Annotated in this window: 18 protein-coding genes and 1 pseudogene; 9 read left to right on the forward strand and 10 right to left on the reverse strand. The window is 38.0% G+C overall.

Features of this window, described 5'->3' with window-relative positions:
• Nucleotides 1–30 precede the first annotated feature (30 nt).
• From BGO84_RS09635 to BGO84_RS09650, 4 genes are all read left to right on the forward strand, one after another.
• A complete protein-coding gene (locus BGO84_RS09635; protein WP_283686914.1) occupies nt 31–1182 on the forward strand; it encodes a DUF362 domain-containing protein in 1152 nt (383 codons plus the stop codon).
• On the forward strand, nt 1183–1935 hold the full coding sequence (locus BGO84_RS09640; protein WP_291028952.1) for a DUF6599 family protein: 753 nt from the start codon (nt 1183–1185) through the stop codon (nt 1933–1935).
• Between the two features lie 124 nt (nt 1936–2059).
• The gene (locus BGO84_RS09645; protein WP_291028953.1) at nt 2060–3037 is read left to right on the forward strand and encodes an aminodeoxychorismate synthase component I; all 978 of its coding nucleotides are present in this window, start codon (nt 2060–2062) and stop codon (nt 3035–3037) included.
• Nucleotides 3034–3642 carry an aminotransferase class IV gene (locus BGO84_RS09650; RefSeq protein ID WP_291028954.1) on the forward strand — a complete coding sequence of 203 codons (609 nt, stop codon included), beginning with the start codon at nt 3034–3036 and terminating at the stop codon, nt 3640–3642. The genes BGO84_RS09645 and BGO84_RS09650 overlap by 4 nt, the downstream gene beginning before the upstream one ends.
• 1 nt (nt 3643) lies before the next feature.
• Here the strand turns inward: BGO84_RS09650 and BGO84_RS09655 are convergent, their stop codons facing one another.
• From BGO84_RS09655 to BGO84_RS09665, 3 genes and pseudogenes are all read right to left on the reverse strand, one after another.
• Nucleotides 3644–3919 (reverse strand): DUF4884 domain-containing protein, encoded by a 276-nt coding sequence (locus BGO84_RS09655; protein ID WP_283686918.1) that lies wholly within the window; start codon nt 3917–3919, stop codon nt 3644–3646.
• Nucleotides 3920–3969: 50 nt separating this feature from the next.
• A pseudogene (locus BGO84_RS09660) lies at nt 3970–5076 on the reverse strand (THUMP domain-containing protein); the annotation flags it as partial.
• Nucleotides 5077–5100: 24 nt separating this feature from the next.
• Complete coding sequence (locus tag BGO84_RS09665; protein WP_291028956.1) at nt 5101–6651, reverse strand: family 10 glycosylhydrolase; 1551 nt, start codon at nt 6649–6651, stop codon at nt 5101–5103.
• A gap of 88 nt (nt 6652–6739) precedes the next feature.
• Between BGO84_RS09665 and BGO84_RS09670 the strand changes: the two genes are divergently transcribed.
• Both BGO84_RS09670 and BGO84_RS09675 read left to right on the forward strand, forming a co-directional pair.
• On the forward strand, nt 6740–7981 hold the full coding sequence (locus BGO84_RS09670) for a metallophosphoesterase (RefSeq protein ID WP_291028957.1): 1242 nt from the start codon (nt 6740–6742) through the stop codon (nt 7979–7981).
• 2 nt (nt 7982–7983) lie between these two features.
• Nucleotides 7984–8583 carry a ribonuclease HII gene (locus BGO84_RS09675; protein ID WP_283686922.1) on the forward strand — a complete coding sequence of 200 codons (600 nt, stop codon included), beginning with the start codon at nt 7984–7986 and terminating at the stop codon, nt 8581–8583.
• A 3-nt stretch (nt 8584–8586) separates the two neighbouring features.
• Here the strand turns inward: BGO84_RS09675 and BGO84_RS09680 are convergent, their stop codons facing one another.
• From BGO84_RS09680 to BGO84_RS09710, 7 genes are all read right to left on the reverse strand, one after another.
• Nucleotides 8587–9087, reverse strand: coding sequence for a gliding motility lipoprotein GldH (locus BGO84_RS09680; RefSeq protein ID WP_291028958.1), 501 nt, complete (start codon nt 9085–9087; stop codon nt 8587–8589).
• Nucleotides 9053–10600, reverse strand: coding sequence for a regulatory iron-sulfur-containing complex subunit RicT (gene ricT / locus BGO84_RS09685; protein ID WP_291028959.1), 1548 nt, complete (start codon nt 10598–10600; stop codon nt 9053–9055). The genes BGO84_RS09680 and ricT overlap by 35 nt, the downstream gene beginning before the upstream one ends.
• Nucleotides 10601–10658: 58 nt before the next feature.
• Complete coding sequence (holB, locus tag BGO84_RS09690; protein ID WP_291028960.1) at nt 10659–11786, reverse strand: DNA polymerase III subunit delta'; 1128 nt, start codon at nt 11784–11786, stop codon at nt 10659–10661.
• A gap of 172 nt (nt 11787–11958) precedes the next feature.
• Nucleotides 11959–12909, reverse strand: a complete 951-nt coding sequence (locus tag BGO84_RS09695) for a methylenetetrahydrofolate reductase (RefSeq protein ID WP_135103415.1) — start codon at nt 12907–12909, stop codon at nt 11959–11961.
• A gap of 5 nt (nt 12910–12914) precedes the next feature.
• Complete coding sequence (gene rseP / locus BGO84_RS09700; protein WP_291028961.1) at nt 12915–14252, reverse strand: RIP metalloprotease RseP; 1338 nt, start codon at nt 14250–14252, stop codon at nt 12915–12917.
• A 17-nt stretch (nt 14253–14269) separates the two neighbouring features.
• Nucleotides 14270–15418 carry a 1-deoxy-D-xylulose-5-phosphate reductoisomerase gene (locus tag BGO84_RS09705; RefSeq protein ID WP_291028962.1) on the reverse strand — a complete coding sequence of 383 codons (1149 nt, stop codon included), beginning with the start codon at nt 15416–15418 and terminating at the stop codon, nt 14270–14272.
• A 28-nt stretch (nt 15419–15446) separates the two neighbouring features.
• Nucleotides 15447–16319: a M23 family metallopeptidase gene (locus tag BGO84_RS09710; protein ID WP_135103411.1), complete on the reverse strand. Its 873-nt coding sequence runs from the start codon at nt 16317–16319 to the stop codon at nt 15447–15449.
• A 270-nt stretch (nt 16320–16589) separates the two neighbouring features.
• On the opposite strand from BGO84_RS09710, the gene BGO84_RS09715 reads away from it, so the two are divergent.
• The 3 genes from BGO84_RS09715 (at nt 16590) to BGO84_RS09725 (ending at nt 20440) form a co-directional block, all read left to right on the forward strand.
• A complete protein-coding gene (locus tag BGO84_RS09715) occupies nt 16590–17795 on the forward strand; it encodes an aminotransferase class I/II-fold pyridoxal phosphate-dependent enzyme (RefSeq protein WP_135103410.1) in 1206 nt (401 codons plus the stop codon).
• 96 nt (nt 17796–17891) lie between these two features.
• Entirely contained in the window at nt 17892–19196 is a 1305-nt protein-coding gene (locus BGO84_RS09720; RefSeq protein WP_291028963.1) for a gliding motility-associated C-terminal domain-containing protein, read from the forward strand.
• Between the two features lie 425 nt (nt 19197–19621).
• The gene (locus tag BGO84_RS09725) at nt 19622–20440 is read left to right on the forward strand and encodes an alpha/beta hydrolase (protein ID WP_291028964.1); all 819 of its coding nucleotides are present in this window, start codon (nt 19622–19624) and stop codon (nt 20438–20440) included.
• Nucleotides 20441–20579 lie beyond the last annotated feature (139 nt).

A 20579-nucleotide genomic window follows, 5' to 3' on the forward strand; every position in this document is an offset into this window, starting at 1 on the left:
TTGATAATCAGTTAATTTAACCTTCGCACTATGGAAAGACGTAAATTCTTTAAGTCATTAGTTATTGGTGGTCTGGGTGCAACAGTTTCTCCTATCCTTAAAGCTGCTCCAACTCTCACCTCAACAGATATAAAGCCTGAGACAAATATAAAGGATGCGTTATCTATCTCTAGAACCGAATCTTCTATGCCGGGGAAATATCCGGGTAAAGTAGTCAGAGTCAATCATAGTTTGGCTGTTACTGATGGTAAACCTTCGGAAGAAACCGTTTTTGAGATGCTTAAAGAATCGATACTGAAACTTACAGGAGAAAGTGATCTCAACAAGGCTTGGCTACAATTTGTCGGCAAAGATGACGTAATAGGACTAAAGGTTAATCCTGTAGCCGGAAAACTATTGACGACTTCGCATGCCGTTACACAAGCCGTTATAAAACAACTGGAAGATGCAGGCATCCCCCGTAGCAATATGGTAATATGGGACAGGCGCGAAATGCAACTGCATGAAACAGGCTATACAGAAGAAAATTATCCGGGCATAACCATCACCGGTACTGAGTGTGAAGATGCTTCGGGCAGCTACTATAATAGCGAAGGAAAACTATACAGCGAAGAGCGTATCGATAAAGATCATTATTTCTATGCTGATGTAGAAGGTGAGTATGACGCTTATACAATGCCTTTCATGGTAAATGGAGGAAAATATTCTTATTTTACAAAGATCTGTACTCAAAAGGTAACAAAAATCATCAATCTGCCTGTATTGAAAAATGCAGGATCATCAGTTACACTTTGTATGAAGAACCTTGCGTTCGGTTCTATTTCAAATACCGCAAGGCTCCACAAGGATTTGTGGCACGAAACTTCTGCCTATGTATGTGCCTTCCCGCCACTACGGGACAAAGTTGTTTTGAATATTGTGGACGGGTTGATAGGTTGTTTCGAAGGAGGACCTGCAGCGAATCCTCAATTTATATGCAATTACAATACGATTCTGGTGGGAACGGATCCTGTCGCCGTTGACCGTATAGGACATGACATTGTGATAGCAAAAAGGATAGAAGAAGGCATCCAATCGGAAGATAAACCGGCTGCTCTCAAATTCATGCATCTGGCAGAAGAAATAAAGCTCGGGGTGGCAAACAGAAATAAAATAGACCTAACAGAAGTAAATCTAGCCTAGATGAAATACTTTTTCTTAACGCTTTTATCATTACTCCCACTTTTTGCAGTAGGGCAGTCGTTGTCGGATATCACGATTGAAAAGGAACGTACTTTTGTAGGGACAGGTCTCTATGGTTTTATGAATGGAGGTTCCGACTTATACCTCGAATATGGATTCGAAAAACTAACAACGAGAGATATAAAATACAAGGATGAGAAATATACAATAGATATTTATGAAATGTCGTCTCCCGAAAATGCTTTTGGTATATATTCCTTACATACATTTAAATGCATGAGAGCTGACACCCTCCGTTTTTTCAATTGCCTATCCGCATACCAATATCAAGCAGCAATTGGGAATAAATATGTTTCAATCGTTTTTCAGTCGGGCTCGAACAAAGCTAAAAGGAATGCCGATGAACTCTTGTATCTGTACGTGGATACGCTCAATATGAAAAGAATAGCGTTACCGTTAGAAATGACTAAAGAGATTCCTTATTCATCGTCTATAAAATACTTAAAAGGAAATCTGTCTATATCAAATGCTCAACCATCACTTCTGAAATGGATAGAAGGCATATCTTTCTCCGATATATGGCTCGCCTCGAAAAGTAATACTGTAATCATTTATCCGACTGATGATAAAAATATGGCAAAGCTAATAGAAAGAATCCCAAAAGAAAATATCCTCAAAATAGAAGATAAATACATTTATTTAAAATGTCCGAAGAAAGAGGATAGTAATGACACGGGGGTATTCGGTTTTTAAAATCACAAAAACTACAAAACTTTATCTATATAGAAAGGGTTTATAATCTGGATACAGAGAAAGTGACAGATAAAAACAGGGTAAAAATTGTTACTTTTGTTACTTTTTCATCAAAACCTGTTCTATGACAACGACAGTTATAAATGAGATAAGACATAAAATGAATATATATGGCAGGGGAGGGAAGCCGTTCTTCTTTGCTATTAACTTTGAACAAACAGAAGGTTTATTTATCGATAATCCTTTGCTACAAACTGATGTTTTATTTCAGTTCTGCGGAAAAGGGAATGCTCCTGAACAAGAGGTTATAAAAAAAGTATCTTCATTCAATTACATCCCTATCCCCTATTCCGAGTACAAAAAGAAATTTGATATTGTACATAAAGGCTTAAAAGAAGGATATTCTTATTTGACCAACCTGACAATAAAAACACCTGTTTCTTTTAATCTTACTCTTGAAGATATTTTCTTTCAAAGTAATGCTTCCTACAAAGTGCTATATCCAAATAAGTTTGTATGTTTTTCGCCCGAACGTTTCGTTAAAATAGTGGGGAAGACAATCTCAACCAATCCCATGAAAGGAACTATAGATGCAAACATCCCTGATGCCAAACAGATTATACTAAATGACTATAAAGAAACAGCTGAGCATAATACAATAGTAGACCTTCTGCGTAACGATCTTAGCATCATAGCTGATAATGTAAGAGTAAACAGATTCAGATATATCGATCGTATCAGAACAAATAAAAACGATATATTACAGGTCAGCTCAGAGATAACAGGGACGCTACGCGAAGAGAATTATCTTAATTATGGAGATATTATCTTTGGAATGCTTCCTGCTGGGTCTATTTCGGGTGCACCGAAAGAGGCGACAAGAAGAATTATACAAGATGCAGAAAAAGAACCCCGAGGCTATTATACAGGAGTATGCGGATATTATGATGGAAACGAATTAGATTCGGCTGTTATAATACGTTATATAGAAAATGACGACAGCCAATATTATTTTCGAAGTGGAGGTGGTATCACAGCCTATAGCGATTGTGAGGAGGAGTATAAAGAAGTTTTAGAAAAAATTTATCTACCAATTGTATGAAGCAATCATTCTCTGAAGTAATAAAAATTTGTAATGGTAGAATTTTCAATCTTCCTGCACATATAGCAAGAATGAACTCTACGTTACAATCTTTTTTCGGTTCTACTATTCCATTTAGTTTGAAGGATGAAAATATTCCTTTAGAATTCCGTGAAGGATTTGTAAAATGCCGTATTGTATACTCTCTTGAGAATCTGGAGATAGAATATTCTCATTATATATTCAGAGAAATAAACAGTTTGAAAATCATTCATGATAAGTCGATCGATTACTCTTTCAAGTATGCAGATAGAACAGCATTTGAGAAATTGATAGCACAGAAAGAAAATTGTGATGATATACTTATTGTCAAAAATGGATTTGTGACCGATACGTCATTCACGAATGTAGTATTCGAAAGTGATAAAGGTTTATTTACGCCTTCTACATACCTGCTACCGGGCACAAAAAGACAAGCCCTTTTAAAAGAAAGAGTTATTAAAGAAAAGGTAATTCGGATCGAGGATATTGAAGACTATAGAAAACTGTACTTAATAAACGCAATGATGGGTATTGAAGATAATATCAGCATACCCATATCAAGTTTAAAGATAGATAGCCTGTAAATTACTTTAAAGTCAAATCTGCATCAATAACAGTTTGAACCGTATTCTTTGTTGAGTCGGTATTTATAGCCGTAATATTACCTTTACAGTTTGTAAAATAGACACAATTTCCTCTGTCATAGAAACGATAGACTTTACATCCATCATGTTCGAACAGATATGACACCTCATACGTCTTATTATTCTGAGAAGGGGCTTCTACTAACGGACGACCAGAATAACAAGATTGAAAACTAAACGCAAGTATCAAACCAAATAGACCGAGTAATGCTTTCATAATATTTCTATATTAAGTTAATCTTCTTTCTTCGGATACTTCTTTCCTGCAAATATATCATATTTACGGAACTCACATTGTAAAGAGCCATTTACCAGTTGGATTTTCTTAGAAGGCTTCAATCCTATTTTGTCAAAACACTCTTTCTTATAGCTGAGTATCCATGCCGAATAGCCCATAAATACATGCTTCAACCGTTCACCTATATTTTCATACAAGCCGAACAAATCTTCGGGCTTTATTCTTTCTCCATAAGGAGGATTGGTAACCAAAATAGCATTCTCGGATGGAGCCTCTGTATAGCTTTCAAAAGGCATCACTTTCAGATCAATACTTTTATCTAATCCGGCATTCTTTACATTCTTCGCAGCAATAGCAATAGCCTCGGATGAGATATCCGAACCATATATTTTATACTTAAACTCCCGCTCTCCGGAATCATCGTTATATATCGTTTCAAACAAGTCTGCATTAAAGTTTTTCCACTTCTCAAAAGCAAAATTCTGACGATAGATTCCTGGCGGCACATTCATGGCTATCATCGCAGCCTCTATCAGCAAAGTACCCGAACCACACATCGGATCTATAAAGTCAGACCCTCCGCGCCAGCCTGTTTTAAGTATCATACCCGCAGCCAGCACCTCGTTCAAAGGAGCTTCTGTTTGAGCAACACGGTAACCTCTTTTGTGTAAAGACTCTCCCGAACTATCGAAAGAAAGGGTACACTTATCATGAGCTATATGAAAGTTAATTAACAAGTCGGGGTTTTCTACATTCACCGAAGGACGTTTCTCCGTCCTCTGCATAAAATAGTCGGCAATAGCATCCTTTACGCGATATGCAACAAACTTAGAGTGTGTAAAGTAGTCCGAAAAGGTTATGGCATCTATAGCAAAAGTACTATCCTCTGTAAGATGTTCAAACCAGTTCATGGCTTTTACCTTCTTGTATATATCATCAGTCGTCTTTGCTTTAAATTCATAGACAGGACGAAGTATACGGAGAGCAGTCCGGCACTGTATGTTAGCCTTATACATTAAAGCAAGGTCACCTTCGAAGGAAACCATACGCTTGCCTATCTCAAGATTGTTTGCACCTAAGCCTATTAATTCTTCGGCCAACACATCTTCTAGTCCCGCCATTGTTTTGGCGATCATTTTAAACTCTCTTTTTATCATCCTTTATAATTTCAACTTCTTAGATTTTCCTTTCGACTCGTTATGGAAAGCATCTACAGCCGTTACAACATATTTATATTCTTTAGCTCCTCCTTCATAAGGGAGCACTATACTTTTCTGCCTTGTGATAGAAACAATATTCTGAGCATTCTCCAGGTTTTCCTTTTCTCCTTTTGCAAAACGATAAACAACATAATATTGAGCTGTCTCCGGATCATATTTATCAGACTTTGCATCCCATTGCAATGTATGAGTAGTTGCAGTAAAAGACTCTTTCAAGTTACTCACCTTTTTGGGCTGCTTCTTGTACATATGCGTATATGCAGGAATAAGAGCGGGATATTTGTGATAATTAGATTGCAAACGACTAGCTATTCCCTTATAGTTGTCCAATAGTTCATAAGCAGGCCAGAAACAATTTCCATGCACTGTGGTAAAACTGCGAGACAGAAGCATTTTCTCCGCCAACTGATTGTCTCCCGAAGGCTGAGTTGTAGCATCCATTGTTCTCTTTATATCCTGACCAATATAGAGAGGTTGTCCGAAATTATTATTCGCCCACCATTCTATCAGTGTCTTATAGTCTGCAGCAGTATGTCCTATCTCCCAATATATTTGAGGCATATTATAATCTATCCACCCGTTTTTAACCCATAGCTTAACGTCAGCATACAAGTCGTCATAGTTTTGTAATCCACTCGTATTACTTCCCGAGCCATCAGGTGTACTTCTCTTATTCCTATATATTCCAAAAGGGCTGATACCAAATCTCACCCATGGCTTTGTAGTCTGTATGGTATGCTTCACATCTTGTATCAACAGATTGACATTGTTGCGACGCCAGTCTGCTCGCTGATTCTGAGAGAAGCCTTGCTGCCTACCGTATGTATTGAAGCTGTTATCATCAGGGAAAGATTGCCCTGCAACAGGATAAGGGTAGAAATAATCGTCCATGTGTATAGCATCTACCTCATAGCGCATGACTATATCTTTAACGACATCACAAATAAATTGTCGGTTGGCAGGAATACCCGGATCAAAATATATCTTATTGTCATATTTCACAAAACGTTCAGGATATTTATGATAAATATGATTTTTGGAAAACACATCGCTGGTTCCCGACGATACACGGTAAGGATTCAACCAGGCGTGCAATTCCATATTTCGCTTATGACACTCATCTACAAGAAAGGCCAAAGGATCGAAGCCTCCATCGGGAGCTTTCCCTTGTATCCCTGTAAGGAAAGCACTCCAAGGTTCAAGATCTGATTTGTAAAAAGCATCGGCATACGGACGAGCCTGAAATATAACAGCGTTGATGCCGTCCGCCTGCATTTGGTCTAATATACTTGTAAAGTATGCTTTCATCTGAGATGAATTCATAGTCTTATATCTCGATTGCCAAGCAGTGCTCAACCATGCGCCCCTAAACTCCCTTTTGGGATGGGATATATCGGAGAATTTCACACGTTGTTTCTGAGAACCGCAAGATGATAATAAAATTATAGTAATTGTTAGTATAGAAAAAAGAAGGGCTTTGTTCTTGTACATTGTAACATTATTTAATTATGCATCTACAAAAATAGGAATAATAACTAGAATAAATACTTTACTTTTGTCTATATCAAACGAAATTACAGTGAAATATCTATTATTTTATGTGCTTCTTTTTATTTCATCCTGTTCTATTGCCAAAGAGCCGTTAAGAATCGGAGTAATTACAGATACCCACTATCTGTCGGAACAATTGATGGAAGAAGGACAAGCCTTAAATGATTATATAGCTTCCAGTGGTAAAAATATCAAGTATGTACCACAGATTCTCGATAAGGTGCTAGATGAGTATCTTAACAGTGATATACAAGTACTGCTTATTTGCGGCGACATCACCAAAGATGGTGAAAGATTAAGCCATCTCGACTTCCTGAAAAAGCTAAAACCGCTACAAGATAAAGGAATCAAAATATATGTTATTCCCGGCAACCATGATATTAATATGCCAAATGCTTCGGAATATAAGGGAGACAAAAAGTTACCTGTAGCAAACATTTCTCCCGATGACTTTGCGTCGATCTACAAAGATTGTGGCTATAGCAATGCGCTGACAAGAGATGATAATTCATTAAGTTATGTCGCTTCTCTCGATGATCAAACATGGCTTCTCGCCATAGACGCAGCCAGATATAAAGAGTATACAACTAACAGCATAACAGCCGGAAAAACCTCTCCCGATACAGAAAGATGGATACTCGAGATTTTAAGAGAAGCCAAACAAAAGAATAAACAAGTAATAGGCATGATGCACTGGGGCTTTGCGGAGCATATCATGTATCAGTCTTCATTCTTTAAAGACTACCTTGTAGACGATTATCAAAGATTAGCAAACCTGTTTGCAGACAATGGTGTAAAAGCTATCTTTACCGGGCACTTTCATTCAAATGACATTACAGCCTTTACCTCCGACAAAGGCAATGTGATATATGATATAGAAACCGGTACTTTATCAGCCTATCCATTCTCTTATCGTTTTGTGGAACTGGATGCTAACGGTATGAAAATAAGAACTGAAAATGTGACATCAATCCCCGGCAACTCCAATCTGGCGGAAGAGGATAAACAGCGAATGCTTAAACTATCCACCACCCTTGCTAAAAGTAAGATCAACAAACTAGGATATAATCTTTCGGAAGAAACATCGAGTCTCTTTGCCGATATAATAGGACAGATATTTATCAAACATGCTTATGGAGACGAAAAGGTTGACAAATGCTTAAAAGAGTCTCTTGAAAAACTATCTGAAGCAACGGATATCCCAATCAATATGAATGAAATAGAGTTGGATTTCCCACCAGAAGATAATAACCTATATATTAAGTTTTAGAAATGTTGGAACTATCATTATATCCCGACCTAGTAGAAGCAGGATGTGACGAAGCCGGAAGAGGCTGTCTGGCGGGAGCTGTATTTGCTGCGGCTGTTATATTACCCAAAGGATTTATCTGTGAAAAGCTGAATGACTCAAAACAACTGACCGAAAAAGAAAGGTATGCATTACGTCCACTTATCGAAGAGCAGGCTCTGGCTTGGGCTATAGGCATTGTGGATCAAAAGGAAATAGATGAGATCAACATACTGAATGCTTCGTTTCTTGCTATGCAACGAGCTGTAGCAAACCTAAAGACACGTCCACAACATTTATTAATTGACGGTAATCGCTTCCGCAAATACGAAGATATTCCACACACGTGTGTTGTAAAAGGAGATGGCAAACTATTGCCTATTGCTGCGGCATCGGTATTAGCTAAAACATACAGGGACGACTACATGCTCAATTTACACAGAGAGTATCCGCTATATGATTGGGATCACAATAAAGGATATCCAACAAAAAAGCATCGTGAGGCAATAGACAAACATGGTGTCACACCTTATCACAGGCTAACATTCAATTTAACAGACAAGCAGTTGAAGTTAGACTTCTGATTATTAAGGCTTAGATATCTTAATGCCTACTTTCTCTATACCGCTCAAGGTCTGATCTCGCATACCGTGTTCTATCTTGATACGATAGTTTCGTTTTTCCTTAAAGGTAATTTCTCCGAAAGGGAGAGAAGATTGATACAATGTGCCAAACCCTGATCCCTGCCATTTACCAAGTTTATCAGCCAGAAGAAATTCTTTAGATGTATCAATAAATACAGAGTCAGCATCGATATTTGACTGAACAAAAAACCAGATATTCTGATAAGGATAACTCACGCTATTGGTAACCTCTATTGTAAGATCATAAGGCCTATTCAGTTCAAAAAGCGTAGAATCTATATCAAACACAAGCGTATCGTTTTGTGCCCATGCCTCATCCTTCAGTTCATGAAAATGATAATATATCTCCTGCTTGTCACAGGAGATATTTATAAGGGTTAGCAACATACCACATAACGCAAAAAAAACTTTATGCTTCAGGCTTCTTCTGTTCCGAATTTCCATTGCGGTTCGATCTGTTTCTGTTGTGTCTGTTTTTATTTTTATTCCGATTCGGGTTCGGATTCGAATTTTGATTCGGATTGGGATTACCCTGAGAATTGGCTTCAGCTTGTTGTTGCGACCTATTATTATTTCCTCCCTGAACTTTATTTATTTGAGGCTTACTATTCGGCTGATTATTGGCCGGCTGCACATTTCCCAGTTTAGGATTTTCCCCTTTATTGTTTTTTACAAACTTCTTTTTCTTATTATTACGGTTATTGCCATTTCCATTATCATCAAAGCGATTGATATTTTCTTGCAATATATCATGTGAGGTCGGTTTCTCGGTTTGCTCTTGAGATTCCATAGCCAGATGCAGAGGTCTGTCTCCTCTCTTATTCATCCTTATCACATCAAAAACCCTGTCTTTAGGTAAAGAGATGAGGTTCGCCGCAAAATTCTTATCTGTGGAATAGGTCATTGTCCCCGAAAGTATGTCCGTCTTGAAATGATAATAAGACGAATCTTTTGTCTCAAGGATTACTTCGCGTGATGGCAATTTTCGTTGGGCCTCCACGTAAGTGTCTACTTCAAAATTGAGACAACATTTGAGTTTACCACATTGCCCCGCCAATTTCTGAGGATTTAGCGGAATATCTTGCAATCGAGCGGCAGATGTAGAAACGGATATAAAGTTAGACATAGAGCTGGAACAACAAAGTTCTCGCCCACAAGGACCAATACCACCAACTCGACCGGCTTCCTGACGTGCTCCGATCTGCTTCATTTCTATTTTCACACGAAACTCGGAAGCATATACTTTTATCAACTGACGAAAGTCGACACGCTCGTCCGCTATATAATAAAAAATAGCCTTGTTCCCATCTCCTTGATATTCGACATCACTGATCTTCATAGCAAGATTAAGTTCTTCGGCTATCTCTCTCGAACGAAGCATCGTTTTATGCTCTTTCGATTTAGCGTCTTCCCATTTCTCAATATCATTTTGTTTAGCTATACGATAAATGCGCTTAGTCTCTCCACGATAGTTATTCTTTAGCATTTGAAGTTTGACCAATTTTCCTGTAAGCGTTACTTCTCCAATATCGTGTCCCGGTGTGGCTTCTACAGCAACGATATCTCCTCTGAATAGTTCTATATTATTACTGTTGAGATAATAGCCTTTACGTGTATTTTTAAATTGAACCTCAACCATCTGCGATTCGCCCGGTATCTCCGGAAGATCTTCAAGCCAATTGTAAACTTCCAATTTGTTAGTACCGCTGCAACATCCGCCTTTTTTAGACTGACAACCGCCTCCCGATTGGCAACCACAGCCGCCTCCCGACTGACAGCCGCAACCTCCACCGGATTGACAACCACACGTTTTAGTTACCGCCTGCTTCTGCGATTCGCTAATAGCGACTGTAACAAGTGCCTTTCGGTTTGCCCTGGCACAAGTACACCCTATCGGTGTTTTGCAAGTGCCCTGACAGTCCATGGCAGGATTAAATGTATTTTGATTTGAATCCATTGTTATTCATTTTAATTAATTAAGACAAAGCCCCTTTTCTAGCTTTGTGGGTTTATATTTATTGTTTAATCAGCATTGTTATTTTCAGACAAAGATCGAAAAACACCATCTTGGCGTTTACATTTTGTTCTATATGTCTTTCTGCCAGAGCCAGTTCATCCATAAAACCTACAATATTACGTTCATTGATAAACGGCGCAAAGCGTATTCCGAAATTAGCCTCATCCTGAGCTAAATAGGTAATTTCGGGCTGATGCAAGTTACTTACAAAATATTCGCGAACCATGCGCTGACTATATATCAGGAAGCTTTTTTGATTCTCCCGTCCTATTGCTGCCAATTCATTACCGATGGTTTTTATTTCCTTTATGTTACGAGCATAAGAAGCTCTCATCATCTGCACAAACAGATTGAAAAAAAACTTATGTTCTTCGTTCAGGCTGATCGTTTCCACAGCCTTCAGGTAACTACCTTTCGATAAATGTGCAACAGTAGTTGCATCATCAGGCAAGATATTATATTCAGATTCGAGAGCCTGCACAATATCACTTTCGGCTACGCCATGCACATTGATACGCTGACAACGAGACTGAATAGTTGTTATAATATTATCCGGCGTATCGGATACAAGCAGAAATATAGTATTATCTGTCGGTTCTTCTATAATCTTCAGCAACTTATTTGCACAAGACTCATGCATTTTTTCGGGAAGCCAGATAATCATTATCTTATATTTAGCTTCATATATACGAAGGCTCAGCTTACGCAGAATCTCCTCGCTTTCCTTCGCATAAATAAGCCCTTGAGAGTTTTCGGCATCTATATGATCCAACCACTGGGTAAGGTTAAAATAATAGTTGTGTTGCTTTACAAATTCTCTCCAATCGGCTATATAATCATCACAAACCTCTTTTTTCTTCGCTGCTTTCTTTACGATAGGGAAAACAAAGTGAAGATCGGGATGAGTCAAATGAGCATATTTGACACAAGCTGCACATTTTCCGCACGAATCGTTATCCGTCGGATTTTCACAGTTAAGATATTGGGCGTAAGCCAACGCTAAAGGGAATTTACCGACTCCCTCAGGTCCGCAAAAGAGCTGAGCATGGGGAATAAGCCCCTTCCTTGCCGATGTAACAAGCCTCTCTTTTACTTCACTCTGCCCTACAATATCTTTAAAAAACATTCTTTTTCAGTTATCTGTCACACATCAAAAGTAACAAACCTTTAGAAACATAAAAAATTAATATTCAAATATTTATTTTCAAAAGGTGACAAAAGTGACAGAATAAACGTCTATTTTGTTGTTACTTTATTGTTACCTTTTTTATAAGAACTCTCTTATATAGAGATAAATTCTAGTAAATCTCTTTAGCAATACGTCTTACACTCTCCGTTGCAAGCAAAGAATAAAAGTGTATACTAGGAACTCCATATTCAATAAGCTCCTTAGACTGCTTAATACCCCACTCTATTCCAACTTCTTTTGCGTCGTCATCGGTCTTACACTTTCTTAGTTCAACGGCTAACTCCTCGGGTATGCTCGAACGGAATATTCTTGGTAATACTTCCAGCTGGCTCATCAAAACAATAGGCTTTACACCCGGTATGATAGGCTGGGTAATTCCGGCTTCTCTACATTTCTCTACAAACGAGAAATACTTCTGATTGTCAAAAAACATTTGAGTTACAAAATATTCTGCACCATTGTCTGCTTTTTGCTTCATATAGAAAATATCAGATTCTGCGCTGACCGCATCTTCATGAACCTCCGGGTAGCATGCCATTCCATAAGAAAAAGGAGTCGCATTTTTTTCGAATAAGCTTCCATCTGCCGCAATACCTTCATTGAAGTTATTCACCTGTAGCTGAAGATCTGTCGCATATTCATTTCGGTTAGGATATATCTGCTCTGGCGCAAGTCGTTTTGTATCTCCTCTAAGCAACAGCAAATTTTGCACATGCAGGAAGTTGAGATCGATAAGCGCATATTCAGTTTCCTCCTGAGAGAACCCTTTGCATATCATGTGCGGAACAGCTGTCACATTGTATTTGTGCTGAATAGAAGCCGCAATAGCCACAGAACCCGGACGCTTGCGTATATTCACCCTTTTTACTGTACCATCGGGCATTTGCTGATCGAGGTACTCGCTATGGTGAGTTGTTATATTTATATACTGAGGATCAAACTCAATTAGCTTATCTATTATATTATATACTTTCTCTACATTGTTCCCCTTCAACGGAGGAAGAATTTCGAAAGAGAAAGCGGTTTTATCACTTTTATTGATTAATTCTGTAATAGTCATATTTTTTACTTGAAAAAGATTCTGATTATATCATTTCCATTTGCCACCACAAGCAAGAGCAATAAGAAAATCATACCTACCATCTGGGCTCTTTCCATAAACTTTTCGTTCGGTTGCCGTCTTGTAATGACTTCGTACAACAAGAACATGATATGGCCGCCATCCAGAGCAGGAATAGGCAATATATTCATAAATGCAAGAACGATAGATAGAAACGCAGTCATCGACCAGAAAGCATGCCAGTCCCAAGCAGGTGGGAAAAGGTTACCAATTCCGGCAAAGCCACTCAGATTTTGTACTCCTTTAGAAGAAAACACAAAACGCATCTGAGCTACGTAGCCTTTCAGCGTTTCCAGACCAAGAACCGCACCTGATGGTATCGCTTTCAAGAAACTAAACTTATCTGTTTTAACTTCGTATATAGGACTTACACCACCTATCCCTATTTTATTTTCATCGTTTACCAAGACTTTCACTGTTGCGGTTAGTGAGTCTCGCATATAAGTGATTGCTATATGTTTTCCTTTATTTTCTTTTTTAGAGATTTCTCCAGAAAGCTGCATCCAAGATGTCACATTATTTCCGTTTACAGAAAGAATACTATCTCCTTTTTGTAAACCGGCCGCTTTAGCGGCATCGGACACTGTATCCAGACGTGTTGATGTCCAATAATAATATGGCGGTTGCAAGTCTTCAGCACCAATAACATTTTCTGCAAATTTTTCGGGCATGGTCAAAGTCACCTGTTTGCCTTCGCGTTCTACAACAACCTGCTTCGCATCAAGGAATTGCATAAAGGTATTCATGTTCAAGACGCCACTGCGGTTGTTCATATCCTTGCCATCTATGCTAAGAATGATATCACGTTCTTGGTATCCACCCAATTCTTTTGCCGTCTGAGAAAATGTCATACCATTTTTCACCGATTTTACAGGGATGTAAGAGTCTCCCCACGAAAACAGAATTATTCCATATATGATTATTGCTAATATAAAGTTAAACAGCACTCCGCCAACCATCACCAATAGTCTCTGCCATGCGGGTTTGGAACGAAATTCCCAAGGCTGTGCAGGTTGCGCCATCTGTTCCTTATCCATAGACTCATCTATCATTCCCGATATCTTCACATAGCCACCTAGGGGCAACCAACCGATACCATACTCTGTATCGCTGTTTTTGGGTTTAAATTTAAACAGCGAGAACCATGGATTGAAGAAAAGATAGAACTTTTCGACTCTTATTTTGAAAAGGCGGGCAAAAAGAAAGTGCCCGAACTCGTGTATAACAACAAGTATAGATAAACTTAATATTAGTTGTAACGCCTTAATTAAAATAGTTTCCATTAAAAATTATTATAGTGTTATTTGATAAACTCTTTTGCTATATAGCGAGCCTCTGTGTCTGTCTGCACATAGTCGTCATACGTTGGTGTATCTACAAAGCATACCTTCTGCATTGTTTTTTCTATCACGTCGCTCATTTCCAAAAAGCCGACTTTGTCGTGTAAAAATGCCTCAACAGCGATCTCATTCGCAGCATTCATTATACATGCCATATTTCCTTTGAGCCTTGCCGCCTCAAAAGCAAAAGCCAGATTACGGAATCTGTCTGTGTCGGGTTTTTCGAAAGTCATTGTTTGCAGCTTAAAGAAATCAAGCCTTTCAAAATTCGATTTTAAACGTTTGGGATAAGCAAGTGCATATTGTATCGGAAGATGCATATCCGGCAAGCCCAGCTGAGCGATAATAGACGCATCTTCGAACTGCACCATAGAATGGATGATTGATTGGGGATGCACCACTACTTCAATCTGGTCGGGTTCGACACCGAATAGCCATTTGGCTTCTATCATCTCCAAGCCTTTGTTCATCAACGAGGCTGAATCGATAGTTACCTTTGCACCCATATCCCAGTTGGGATGCTTTAGGGCTTCTTTTTTAGTAACGCTTTGCAGCTGCTCTTTCGAATGTTTACGAAATGGCCCACCCGAAGCGGTTAATAATATTTTTTCTATTTGAGAATTCTCCCCATTCAAGCACTGAAATATCGCCGAATGCTCCGAATCGACAGGGAGAATAGGTACTTTATTTTCGATAGCCAGATTTGTTATTAATTCTCCGGCTACAACGAGAGTCTCTTTGTTGGCAAGCGCAATCGCCTTTTTTGCTTTGATTGCATTTATCGTAGGTTTCAAGCCCGAATAACCCACCATAGCTGTCAAAACCATATTGATAGGTTCGCTCTCCACCACTTGTGCGATAGCATCACATCCACACCAAACCTTTAGAGGAAGATCTGATAAAGCATCTTTTACATACGCATACTTTCCCTCATTGGCAATCACTACTACCTCGGGCATAAACTCCCGAGCCTGCGCGATTAGTAAATCTGCATTATTATTGGCTGTAAGTGCATATATCTCAAACTCGTCTTTGTGTTCCCTGATCACATCAAGAGCCTGTGTTCCTATAGAGCCGGTAGAGCCAAGTATTGCAATATTTCGTTTCATGTATATTCTATTTCTTTCTGGGCTTTTATTAAAAAGCTATATAATCTTCAGGGTTTACAGGATTTCCTTTATACCAAAGCTCAAAGCCGAGAACTAAATCAGCATTGTCTTTAGCCTTGCCATCACCGATAACGGCAATCGCTTCTCCGGTACGAACTTTATCCCCTACTTTTTTTAGAAGTAACGTATTGTTCTTATAAATTGAGACAAACCCATTTTTATGTTGAATTTGCATAGTATATCCTGTTGTAAAATCATAACCCGAGAAAACAACTGTACCTTCAAGTACTGCCAAAACAGTTTCCTGAGATGCTACTTTCAGATTAATACCATATCGGTCGTTTGACGGATTAAATTTACTAATTACCAATCCTTTCAATGGCTTAAAGAAAACGACTCCTTCCATCGGTCCCGAAGCAGTAGGAGAGATAACGGATAAATTATACCGCTCTTTATCTTCATAGCGATCTACAAAGACTTTCTCTTTCTCTGTCCTTTTCAACAACGGATCATTTTCCGAAACGGATATCGTATCGGTTATTTTCACAGAATCAACATCCAGAACGCCGGTAAAAACATTCTTCAGATTATTGATATATGCCTCCTGATAGTTGAGTTGTTGCTGTAGCGAATCAACCCTGATAGCAGCTCTCAGAGCCTTTTCTCTGACTTCAGCATCGAGATATCCGGGCAGATAATATCGTATAGGTGTAGCGATAATAAGAAACGAGGTAATAGTAACGAGAGATATAGCAAATAACAAAAACAACACACCCCCTGAAAACATGGATGCCTTTATGCTCCATACTTCCTCAAGTGTATTTTCGTTCATTACAGAAAGACGGTACTTGAAATGTAACCGCTTCCATATATCATGTTTGTTCTTTTTCTTCTTAACCATTCATTTTTTTGATCACGCTACTACTGATGGTGCGTCGATACACTTTGTACACAAGACACACTATAGACCAAGCTACAAATTTAAGAAAAAAAGCGATATACCTTTACCTGAAGCCACACAAGATTAGGTCAAATAGTCCTTTTTTTAAATATTTAATTCAAAATGATTACAATCTTATTTTTTTTAGCTATTTTTGCAGCCTGCATTTTAGTGAAATAACGTGATTTTATTACATGCAGCTATAATAATTACATTTGTTATAAGTTTAATATGAGTCTATTAACTGATAAGTTGTATCGGTATGACGCAGCACGAAATACACGAGCTGCAGGTATTTACCCTTATTTTAGAGAAATCCAAAGCGACCAGGATACAGAAGTTGTTATCAACGGAAAAAAAGTATTGATGTTCGGGTCAAATGCCTATCTGGGGCTTACTAATCATCCAAAAGTAAAAGAAGCAGCAATCAATGCTACTAAAAAATACGGAACGGGCATGGCCGGTTCCCGTTTTTTGAATGGGACATTAGATATCCACGTAGAACTAGAAAAAAAGCTGGCTAAATTTGTTGGAAAAGAAGATGCTATCGTTTACTCCACAGGATTTAACGTAAACCAAGGTGTTATTTCATGTATCACCGGACGTGAAGATTATATCTTATGGGATGAATTGGATCACGCTTCTATCATAGAAGGTGCTCGAGTATCTTATTCTACCAAACTTAAGTTCCGTCACAACGATATGGATTCTTTGGAAAAGCAACTTCAAAGATGTGAACCGGATAAGGTTAAACTAATCGTTATTGATGGTGTGTTCAGTATGGAAGGGGATGTGGCACATCTTCCTGAAATAATTGAATTAGCAAAAAAATATAATGCAAGTGTAATGGTTGACGAAGCACACAGTCTAGGTGTGTTAGGAAGCGATTATAGTGGAAAAGGACTTGTCGATCAATGTGGACTTGTCGATGATGTCGAGCTCATTATGGGAACTTTCAGTAAATCGCTAGCTTCGATTGGCGGCTTCATTGCAGGTAACGAAATAATACTTGATTATCTACGTCACAATTCCCGTCCATATATCTTTACCGCGAGTGCTACTCCTGCTGCAACAGCTGCAGCCAGCGCAGCATTGGATATCATAATATCTGAGCCGGAAAGAATAAAAGCATTGTGGGATATTACGCATTATGCATTAGATGGCTTCCGTGAGCGCGGATTTGAAATAGGGCACACATCTACACCTATTATACCTCTATTTATCAGAGATAATGAGAAAACATTCCTGATTACAAAACTTCTTTTCGAAGAAGGCATATTTGTAAATCCTGTAGTATCTCCGGCTGTTGCGCCAAGCGATACTTTGATTCGCTTCTCACTGATGGCTACGCACACAAAAGAGCAGGTAGACATTGCTTTTGAGAAAATAGAATCAATATTCAAAAAAATGGGAGTATTATTACATGCAAAAGCCTAAAAAAGGGTAGAGCAAAAGAATATACTTCAAATATAAAATAAGAAAACCCTCTGTCCGTTAAAAGATAGAGGGTTTTTCCTTTCTTCGAATATACTTATGAGAAAGTCTATCTTTTTAATAACCTTATTGGTTTTTACGACCTCAATATTTGCACAAACCTATACAGTTTCTGGAGGGTTGGGAACACCTTACGCTTATAAAAAAGAATCAGGTCAAAGCCTTACCGGTACAGGCATAGAAGAAGTATATCTATTCAACACTTTTGCAGGCGCTACAATAAAGTATAGTTCATCGGCTATTTCGGTCAGATTTTACAAATACAAACAATCTTTTGGAAATAAAACACAAATTCCGGACTCCGATATCTCAATAACATCTATCAACGGAAACTCTACATATACTGTATCAAATCTGGAAGATGGATACGGCTATTTTGCAGAAGACAATAATATTGCCAAAAGCGCTGTTTGGATTATTGATTATAACCAACATAAATCAATATTAAGATCCATCGAAGCCCGAGAAAATGATGACAAATGCCAATTTCTTAAATTACTAGTTGGAAAAACAGAAGATAAACTATTCTTCTATACAACAAACGGAAGCAGAAGAGAAATCCCCCGAAAGTATACTGTGAGCTACGACATTCAAGAATGGGACGAAAACAACAAGGCTTTTATAAAAAGCATAAGAACCTTAAATATAGATACTGAAGAAACAATAGATGCACCTTTAATGAACACCGTTTTCAAACTTAAGGGGGATCAATTTGCAGAATACTTCAAGATACCACATGAGAAGAGTTCGGAAGAGTACAATGCTATTGCTGTAGAAGGACATATTGTAGCAGAGCAAGAAGGGAAAAATAATGGGGAAATAGGAAGTTCTGCACCTGTCACAGTCAACTTATATGGACGGGGAAGTGATGCAGCTTATTTCTATACATGGAGTATATATAACAAGGAAGATACCGCAAACTATATTGTACGCTATACAGGTAGTGATGTAAAAAAATACACCTTCGAAAAAGATGGTAATTACATCGTTAAACTCGAAGTGGCTAATAATGCCGATCAGTCCGCAACCTGCGTTAATATAAGCACTTTAGAACTTAACATAGAAGAATCTGACATTAAAGCCCCTAACTTTTTTTCTCCCGGAGGAACTACAAATGCCGAGTTTAAGGTTTACTACAAATCCATCGTGAAGTTTAAGTGTACCATTTTCAACCGTTGGGGTGTAAAAATATATCAATGGAACGACCCATCGAAAGGTTGGGACGGAAGACACAACGGCAAATATGTTTCTACCGGCGTCTATTATTACGTGATAGAGTATACCAACTCGAAAGGAAGACGTAAAAGTATGGGTGGAGACATAAATGTTCTACGGAGAAATTAGAATAGATCGTTCTCCATCCAAAGCCCATAGATACCAAGACTTTTTTAGAATATACATACTACTTACTATCAGCTTTCACAAGAAATATCTCATCCTTTTGTCGAGAGTTCGGCCCTTTCTATCGATTATTATTTTCTACGAAATAATTTGTATATAATTTTGTTTCGAAAGATAAATCAAAAGACTCTCTATATATAAAAGTCAGAAAACCTGAAAATAAGAATAATACTAACAAAAGATAGGAATAAGTTAATAAGTTAAGTTCAGTAAGATTGAGGAATCAATCTAAAGATAAAAGTGGTCAGGGATGCCCGCTTTTATTTTTTATACTCTTATTAACTCTGTGTTTATTCCCATTTATTTTATCAAAAAACTAAAAATCTATACCTTTATCACAAATTCTTCTACTTAATATAATTCATGTCATGAAAAAAGGTATTTTTTTGATCTTTTGGTTATGTGCAATATCAATCTTTGCACAAAATTCTGTTAGTAACGAATATAAAACGGATAAAGATATATCTTATATCAGCCCGAACGAAAAAGATAATTATCGAAAGGAGCGTTGCAAGCTCGACGTATATTATCCCGTAAATAAGAAAGATTTCCCTGTTGTTGTATGGTTTCACGGCGGAGGACTCGAAGGTGGAGAAAAAGGAATACCTAACGAACTAAAGAATAAAGGTATTGCTGTAGTAGCTGTTAACTACCGTCTGAGCCCAAAAGCAACAAATCCGGCTTATATCGAAGATGCTGCGGCATCCATTGCCTGGGTATTCAATAATATAGCATCTTACGGAGGCAGCACCAATGATATTTATGTATCGGGGCATTCGGCAGGAGGATATCTGACCCTGATGGTCGGTTTAGATAAAAGTTATCTTGAAAAATATGGAGTAGATGCCGATAAGATAAAAGGACTTATACCTATTAGTGGACAAACAAATACACATTTCACCATCCGAAAAGAAAGAGGCATACCATATAATATCCCAATTATTGACGAATACGCTCCTCTGAATAAGGCAAGAACCGGTATCCCTCCCACTTTACTAATTACAGGTGATCGTAAACTCGAGTTAACAGCCAGATACGAAGAAAATGCGCATTTAGAAGCTATTCTAAAATCGCTGAATAACAAAGATGTTGTATTATATGAGCTACAAGGATTCGATCATGGCAACGTATATGCTCCGGGATGTTATTTGATGCTGGACTGGATAAAGAAACACAGTAAATTATAATATAGTAAGTAAGTGATTAAAAGTGTTTTTCGTTATTTCCTTGTCAGTTTTTAATATCCTCAAGAAAATGAGATTCTTCATTACATTTAGGAATGACAAAGAGAATAATATTGATAGCGAAAAACACTTTTAATCTACT

It is taken from the genome of Dysgonomonas sp. 37-18 (assembly GCF_001899125.1).
In the GTDB taxonomy this organism is placed as follows: Bacteria; Bacteroidota; Bacteroidia; order Bacteroidales; family Dysgonomonadaceae; genus Dysgonomonas.